Source organism: Pedobacter sp. ASV12 (assembly GCF_016429155.1).
Lineage (GTDB): Bacteria > Bacteroidota > Bacteroidia > Sphingobacteriales > Sphingobacteriaceae > Pedobacter.
Map to the genome: position 1 here is coordinate 1 of NZ_JAELUC010000153.1, position 3468 is coordinate 3468.

Annotated in this window: 2 tRNA genes and 2 rRNA genes; all 4 read right to left on the reverse strand. The window is 53.0% G+C overall.

The features are described from left to right. Positions 1 to 45: 45 nt before the first annotated feature. The 4 genes from rrf to JHD69_RS19285 all read right to left on the reverse strand — a co-directional run bounded on the left by rrf (position 46) and on the right by JHD69_RS19285 (position 3468). A 5S ribosomal RNA gene (gene rrf, locus JHD69_RS19270) occupies positions 46 to 157 on the reverse strand. A gap of 83 nt (positions 158 to 240) precedes the next feature. Then, positions 241 to 3115, reverse strand: a 23S ribosomal RNA gene (locus JHD69_RS19275). 180 nt (positions 3116 to 3295) lie between these two features. Continuing rightward, positions 3296 to 3372, reverse strand: a tRNA-Ala gene (locus tag JHD69_RS19280). Positions 3373 to 3393: 21 nt separating this feature from the next. Further along, positions 3394 to 3468, reverse strand: a tRNA-Ile gene (locus JHD69_RS19285).

Below are 3468 nucleotides of genomic sequence, written 5' to 3' on the forward strand. Positions count from 1 at the left end.
TATAAACGACAAAGGGCCATCCTGTCGGATGGCCCCTGCTTTAAAATTTGGCGCCGACCTACTCTCCCACGTGTTACCGCAGTACCATCGGCTCAGGCGGGCTTAACTTCTCTGTTCGGAATGGGAAGAGGTGGACACCGCCGATATAGGCACCTGAATATCTTTATTGCGTGCGCCAGGGCGCAGGCAATGACATATTATTGAAAGAAGTTAGTTCAGAAGAGCACCCAGCGTTCCTGCTCCTGAAAGCCTCGGACTATTAGTACTACTCGACTGTGGTGTCGCCACCTTTACATCTGTAGCCTATCAACGTAGTAGTCTCCTACGGTCCTGTATGGAACCCTCATCTCGTGGCTAGTTTCGCACTTAGATGCTTTCAGCGCTTATCTATTCCCAGCGTAGCTACTCTGCAATGCCCCTGGCGGAACAACAGATTCACTAGAGGCTGGTCCAACCCGGTCCTCTCGTACTAAGGTCAGCCCCACTCAAGATTCCTACGCCCACAACAGATAGGGACCGAACTGTCTCGCGACGTTCTGAACCCAGCTCGCGTGCCACTTTAATCGGCGAACAGCCGAACCCTTGGGACCTTCTCCAGCCCCAGGATGTGACGAGCCGACATCGAGGTGCCAAACCTCCCCGTCGATATGAGCTCTTGGGGGAGATCAGCCTGTTATCCCCAGCGTACCTTTTATCCTTTGAGCGATGGCCCTTCCATGCAGAACCACCGGATCACTATATCCGTCTTTCGACCCTGATCGGCCTGTTTGCCTCACAGTCAAGCAAGCTTATGCTATTGCACTCCCCGTACGGTTACCAAGCGTACTGAGCTTACCTTTGAAAGCCTCCGTTACCTTTTTGGAGGCGACCACCCCAGTCAAACTACCCGTCAAACAATGTCCCCCGCTGGGCGGGGTTAGACACCGAATACAGAAAGGGTGGTATTTCAACGTTGGCTCCACGAACGCTGGCGCGCCCGCTTCAAAGCCTCCCACCTATCCTACACATCCTGTACCCAATGTCAATGTTAAACTGTAGTGAAGGTGCATGGGGTCTTTCCGTCCCGTTGCGGGTACCCGGCGTCTTCACCGGGACCACAATTTCACCGAGCTCATGGCTGAGACAGCGCCCAGATCGTTACACCATTCGTGCAGGTCGGAACTTACCCGACAAGGAATTTCGCTACCTTAGGACCGTTATAGTTACGGCCGCCGTTTACTGGGGCTTCGATTCAATGCTTCGCCTTGCGACTGACATCCCCTCTTAACCTTCCAGCACCGGGCAGGTGTCAGGCCTTATACCTCATCTTTCGATTTTGCAAAGCCATGTGTTTTTGTTAAACAGTCGCCTGGGCCTTTTCACTGCGGCTGGCATTGCTGCCAGCGCCCCTTCTCCCGAAGTTACAGGGCCATTTTGCCGAGTTCCTTAGCCATGATTCACTCGAGCACCTTAGAATCCTCTTCCCGGATACCTGTGTCGGTTTGCGGTACGGGTCTTTGCAGACTGGAGCTTAGCGGTTTTTCTTGGAAGTCTGATTACCTGCGCTATCGCATCCCCCGAAGGTTCTGCGTACTATCGGCTTTCGGCAGGAAATCCGGATTTGCCTGGAATTCCTATACCTACGGCCTTCAACGAACTATTCCGTCAGTTCGCGGCAGTGTCACTACTCCGTCCCCACATCGCATCTACAAAGAGTACGGTAATATTAAACCGTTGTCCATCGGCTTCCCCCTTCGGGTACGCCTTAGGCCCCGACTAACCCTGATCCGATTAGCGTTGATCAGGAAACCTTATCCTTTCGGTGGGCGGGTTTCTCTCCCGCCTTATCGTTACTTATGCCTACATTTGCTTTTCCAGAAGCTCCACCACCGCTGACGCGTATGGCTTCGCAGCCGCTGGAATGCTCCCCTACCGATATATTTCAATCCCATAGCTTCGGTGCGCAGTTTGATGCCCGTTTATTATCCATGCACGATCGCTCGACTAGTGAGCTGTTACGCACTCTTTAAATGAATGGCTGCTTCCAAGCCAACATCCTAGCTGTCTGTGCAATCGCACCTCGTTAGTTCAACTTAACTGCAACTTGGGGACCTTAGCTGATGGTCTGGGTTCTTTCCCTCTCGGCGCGTGACCTTAGCACCCCGCGCCTCACTGCCGTGTATATTAGATAGCATTCGGAGTTTGTCTGGATTTGGTAGGATTTGACTCCCCCGCACCCAATCAGTAGCTCTACCTCTATCTAACTCTGCCACGACGCTGTTCCTAAAAACATTTCGGGGAGTACGAGCTATTTCCCAGTTTGATTAGCCTTTCACCCCTACCCACAGATCATCCGGAAGCTTTTCAACGCTTATCGGTTCGGTCCTCCAGTACGTGTTACCGCACCTTCAACCTGTCCATGGGTAGATCACAAGGTTTCGCGTCTACCTCCACTGACTGTGCGCCCTGTTCAGACTCGCTTTCGCTTCGGATCCGTGCCATAAGCACTTAACCTTGCCAGTGAAGAGTAACTCGTAGGCTCATTATGCAAAAGGCACGCCGTCACAGAACTCGTCTGCTCCGACCGCTTGTAGGTATACGGTTTCAGGTTCTATTTCACTCCCCTGTTCGGGGTTCTTTTCACCTTTCCCTCACGGTACTGGTTCACTATCGGTCTCTCAGGAGTATTTAGCCTTACCGGATGGTGCCGGCTGGTTCCCACAAGGCGTCTCCGACCTCGCGGTACTCAGGATGCTGCTAGGCCGACATTGCTTTCCTGTACAGGGCTATCACCTTGTATCGCCGGGCTTCCCATCCCGTTCCAGTTCACTTTGCCGTGCCACATCGCAGTCCTACAACCCCACGCCCGCCGTAACGGGAATGGTTTGGGCTCTTTCCCTTTCGCTCGCCACTACTCAGGAAATCATTGTTATTTTCTTCTCCTCCGCCTACTTAGATGTTTCAGTTCGGCGGGTTTGCTCTTATCGTGCCATGCCTTCAGCATGGCGGGTTCCCCCATTCGGAAATCCCCGGATCAAGTCATATTTGCTGATCCCCAGGGCTTATCGCAGCTTATCACGTCCTTCATCGCCTCTGAGAGCCAAGGCATCCCCCGTATACCCTTTATTACTTTCTTCCGCTATGCCGCCTTTTGCGCCGGCATGCGTGCTGTTGCGTGCTCGCGCGTCCAAAAGAACGCGTCCGCACTGCTGTGTGCTCTTCTTGTTTTAACTTCTTCCAATATGTCAAAGAACTTTTCTCTCCCGGAGGCCAAAGCCCCTATTATAAACATGCCTTCTGTAACAGGCACCGGTGGTGGTGGAGAATAACGGAGTCGAACCGTTGACCTCCTGCGTGCAAGGCAGGCGCTCTAGCCAGCTGAGCTAATCCCCCAAAAAAACAACCCAGGCGCTGTAGTCCCGTCCAGATTTGAACTGGAGACCCCTACATTATCAGTGTAGTGCTCTAACCAGGCTGAGCTACGGGACT